Annotated in this window: 4 protein-coding genes and 1 pseudogene; 1 reads left to right on the top strand and 4 read right to left on the bottom strand. The window is 48.8% G+C overall.

Annotation, left to right across the window (positions count from 1 at the left end; genetic code table 11):
* Positions 1 to 779 (bottom strand): PRD domain-containing protein (locus L693_RS0117965; RefSeq protein ID WP_231503695.1); only part of this gene is annotated, 779 nt, incomplete at its 3' end.
* On the opposite strand from L693_RS0117965, the pseudogene L693_RS0117960 reads away from it, so the two are divergent.
* Positions 748 to 1,536, top strand: a pseudogene (locus L693_RS0117960) (methyl-accepting chemotaxis protein); the annotation flags it as partial. The gene L693_RS0117965 and the pseudogene L693_RS0117960 sit on opposite strands and share 32 nt — an antisense overlap.
* Before the next feature lie 104 nt (positions 1,537 to 1,640).
* Here L693_RS0117960 and L693_RS0117955 read toward each other — a convergent pair.
* The 3 genes from L693_RS0117955 to L693_RS0117945 all read right to left on the bottom strand — a co-directional run.
* Complete coding sequence (locus tag L693_RS0117955) at positions 1,641 to 3,272, bottom strand: cobyric acid synthase (RefSeq protein WP_025718783.1); 1,632 nt, start codon at positions 3,270 to 3,272, stop codon at positions 1,641 to 1,643.
* 42 nt (positions 3,273 to 3,314) lie between these two features.
* Positions 3,315 to 4,196: an adenosylcobinamide-GDP ribazoletransferase gene (gene cobS, locus L693_RS0117950; protein WP_025718781.1), complete on the bottom strand. Its 882-nt coding sequence runs from the start codon at positions 4,194 to 4,196 to the stop codon at positions 3,315 to 3,317.
* Positions 4,193 to 4,388, bottom strand: a 196-nt coding sequence (locus L693_RS0117945; protein ID WP_025718780.1) for a bifunctional adenosylcobinamide kinase/adenosylcobinamide-phosphate guanylyltransferase, incomplete at its 5' end; no start/stop codon positions are given. The genes L693_RS0117945 and cobS, both read right to left, overlap by 4 nt.

The raw sequence follows: 4,388 nt of genomic DNA, 5'->3' as shown, positions 1-4,388 counted from the left end.
CTCGTCTCCAAAGACAGGGTTTCTCGACAATCTGAGCCGGCCTGATGGCCGACTCTGAATATTGAGATGCACGCTGCATGTGCTGTATCTACTACAGAATGATAAGCGGCAGCTCTGTACACGACATCCTGGGACAAGCCTCGACCATAGATTTTAGTCGTATAACCCCTTATTTTTTCTGCGCAGGCATACGCATTCTTGTACTGCACCTTAACCATATCATGAAGGGAATTATCTGTATTTTGTACAGGAGTCCCATTCATTACCCGTTGCGCAAAAAATTTGAGATGTGTAATAAAGCGGTAATAGGTTAACGACTCTTCATCCAGCTCTATTACAAAAAAGCGACTGACAATATTTATAATATCCTTGACGATGTTCGTCAGGGCTATCGTTTCGCGCATTTCGCTGTTGAGCTGTGCATTCACCAAATGCAGAGCGATGAACGCTCCTTCATCATCCGGAAGCGTAACTCCCAGCTTGTCCTGAATCATGTGTAATGCTTTGGTCCCAATTGAGAATTCCTTGCGGTACATTCGTTTGTTTTCCCAGTAAAGTGCATTTTTGATATCCATACCCAAACGATAACGCTCGATGGCAAAATGGATATGATCCGTCAGCGAAATATAGATGCTGTCATGCAACTCTACACCAAGTATCGTTTTGGCATATTGGATGATTTCATCAGAAATTTCAACGTATTCAATAGGGATATCGGACATCAGGGTCATGAGCTTGCGGGAAACAGCTTCGGCTGCTGCCGAAAATGCACAGGCCATGGAGGAAATCGCTCAAGGGGTGCAGCATATTGCATCCTCTGCCAATGATGTATCCGACCAAATCAGTGAAGCGACCCAAGAAACGGTTAACGGTAATACACTCGCTCAACATGCTGTAGCCCAAATGACACAGGTAGGACAAGCCGCCGATGAATCGCTGCGATACATTCATAGCATGAATGAGCGCTCCGAAGCCATTGGCAGCATCGTTTCTGCTATTTTCGATATTACGAAACAAATTCAAATGCTATCCCTGAATGCCTCCATTGAGGCTGCCCGTGCGGGTGAACATGGTCGCGGCTTCGCCGTCGTAGCCGGAGAGGTCCGCAAGCTCGCCGAGCAATCCAAGGAAGCAACACAGGAGATTTCCGACTATTTGATTACCATTCAGGAAGTATCGCAGCAGTCCGTAGAATCCGTCACCCGGGTCAGTCGTGAAATTCATTCGGGCACGGAAATGGTTCAACAAGCAAGTTCGGCCTTTAATCAGCTCAGTGAGCTTATGCAAAAAATCAATGCTACGATTCAGACGGTATCCGCAGCAACGCAGCAAGTATCTGCAAGCTCAGAAGAAGTATCGGCTTCCGTAGAGGAGACAGCCCTTATTGCTGCCAATGCACAGCATATGATTCAGGAAATCGGTTTAAATACCGAGGAGCAATTGAATGAAATGGAGAGTCACAGCGAGGTAGTACGTCAATTAAGCAAGCAAGCGACTGAACTGCAAAAAGCAGTGCAAAAATTTAAAATAGTGTAAGCAGGCAACCTAAAAAGAGGTGCCTCTCAGTCATGAATCTGGCTGTGGAGACACCTCTTTATTTTAAAAAAGCGTATTAATAGTCCAGGTATTACGTATCATGGTTAAATTTTCATCCCCATAATGCGATAAATTTGATCCATATCCAAATGAGCCCGGACCACCTCTGCAACACGGTCAAACTCTTGTTCCTTGGCTTCCCGTACAGTGAAGGTGCTATCAAGCGGTGTCAAGCCCTTCGATTGTCTCAATCCATCCAGCCAGGAGCGGCGAAAACGGTCATTATCAAACACACCATGCAAATAGGTTCCCCATATTTTACCATCTGTCGTACCCCAGCCTTCCTCAAAGCCTGTTCCTTCGCCACGCCGGATATGGAATAGCGTACGCATTTGATCCATGCCTAAAGCTCCGTCTCCAGGTGGTTGTAGTTCCGTAACATACTTTGTAACACACTCCGTAACACCCATATGTATTTCATAGCCTTCAATGATTGGCTTGGGATCAGCATCTGAATCAGATGCAGTGTTTAGCAACAGTGGACAATGATTAGACAAGGTTCCTTGTACGCGCACAGTTTGTTTTTCCTTTAAAAAGGTCGTGGTTAAAGCCAGCCATCCCAAACCTTTTGCCTGCTGGGGCAAACCGGATTCTACTGCCTCAGGATCAAACAAAGCCGTACCAAGCATCTGATAGCCTCCACAAATGCCGACCAACTGCGTACGTCCTGTCTGCATGGCCTGTCGGATGTCTTCCTCCAGACCTCTGTCGCGCAACTCAAGCAGATCGCCGATGGTGTCCTTGGTCCCTGGTAAAATAATGGCATCCGGCACGCCCAATTCCCCGACTTCTGTGACATAACGTACGCTCACATCTGGCTCTGCGGCCAAAGCATCCGTGTCCGTAAAATTGGAAATCCGCGGATATCGAATGACCGCAATGTCCAGTTCCTTATCTTTTGCAGACAGTCGGGGCTTTTTGTCCAGTACCACGGAATCCTCCGCCTCAATGCGAATGTCCGGCAGAAAAGGCAGCACACCGAGTACCGGAATACCAGTCCGTTCCTCCAGCCAATCCAGTCCGGGTTGTAGCAGAGACAAATCGCCTCTAAATTTGTTAATAATAAATCCTCGGATACGCTGCACTTCATGTGGCTCCAGCAGCTCGATCGTTCCTACCAGAGAAGCGAAAACACCGCCCCGGTCGATATCTGAAATAAGTAATACAGGAGCGTCCGCCCAGCCCGCAAGATTCATATTTACAATATCGCGATCCTTTAAATTAATCTCGGCCGGGCTGCCCGCCCCTTCCATAAGCACGATATCATAGGTATCACGCAGCCGGTTCAGCGCATCCATGACCGTCTGCTTGGCTTTTGGCAAAAAGTCTTTACGGTAATCGGAGGCGCTCATATAGGCATATGGTACACCGTGTACAACAATTTGTGAGTGCATATCCTTGACGGGCTTAATCAAAATTGGATTCATGTCGGTGGTCGCTTCAATACCGCAGGCCTCAGCCTGTACACCCTGAGCGCGTCCAATTTCCTTGCCGTCCTCAGTGACGTACGAATTGAGTGCCATATTCTGTGACTTAAACGGTGCGGGACGATAGCCGTCCTGTACAAATATACGGCACAGGGCAGTCGTCACCACGCTTTTACCCACATCCGATGCTGTTCCTTGAAGCATTAATACAGCAGCCGAGTTTGTGCAGGACGATTCGAAAGTTGACAATTGCCTCTTCCCCTTTAATGAATTCATTTTAAACAGATCACATCACAGCCCGTACAAAATTACAATAAACAGCAACAGAACAGTCTCCAGCAATTCGTTCAAGGCTCCGTAAATATCACCCGTCAGCCCGCCCAAACGGCGGTTGACACGATTAGCCGCAAAGGTTCCAACACCGTAAGCCAACAAGGGCAGCAGCACAAAGCCTATCCAGATGGGAAGGTCCTTGGAATACATAAGGAACGTCCGTATGTATGCCCCTGCCGTCGACGAATCCCCTATGCCACCTGTTTCTGTAGGTAACCCGGCAAGGAAGTATTGTCCTAAGGCCGCACCCAGAGTCACCAGAACAGCCCAGAATACAGCCAATCCGACACGTCCACCGCTCATATCGGCAAAACGCGCTGCCAGTCCGTCATCGTTACGAGCTTTAGGCCAACGCTTCATCGCATGCACCATAAACCAGCGGCTCCAAACCATCGGAAGCAGCAACAAGCTGGACAGATTTCGCTCAACCAGCACGGTATCCAGCACAATATATAATAAAGAGGCCTTGAGCATGAGCAGCAGCACACAAGCAATGACGCCCATTGCTCCTACACGACTATCCTTCATAATCTCCAGCATCCGCTCACGGGAACGGTAGCTGAACAACGCATCAGCCGCATCCATCCAGCCGTCCAAATGCAGTCCACCCGTCAGCCAAGCCCATACGGCGAGAGTAAGAACCGCACATGGCAACGGCGGCAACACCAAAGAGGCGAGCACTGCAAAGCACCAGACAATGAGGCCAATCACTGCTCCGACCAGGGGATAATAGCTTGCACTACGCTTAAGCAATTCCGGGGAAAAGTCCAGCTCCGCCTTAACCGGAAGACGGGATAAAAATTGAAAGGCCGCAGCAACAGCTTGACGTTCGCGGCTCATAGCTTATACTCCAACTGTTTAAGCTCTATGGGAATGCCCGCCGTCACCAAAAATACTTGATCGCACAGATGGGCGATTCGTTGATTCATGATTCCGCTCAAATCCCGATACAGCCGTCCAAGCGGATATTCGGGCACGATCCCGTCACCAACCTCGTTGGTGACGATAACGAGCGAACCCGGATACTGAGCC

It is taken from the genome of Paenibacillus sp. 1-18 (genome assembly GCF_000520755.1).
GTDB classification, from domain to species: Bacteria; Bacillota; Bacilli; order Paenibacillales; family Paenibacillaceae; genus Paenibacillus; species Paenibacillus brasilensis.
This window is presented reverse-complemented; position numbering and strand designations above follow the sequence as displayed.

Bases quoted from the DNA above. Each gene is read 5' to 3' on its own strand.
- cobS (WP_025718781.1), bottom strand. From the start codon at position 4,196: ATGAGCCGCGAACGTCAAGCTGTTGCTGCGGCCTTTCAATTTTTATCC.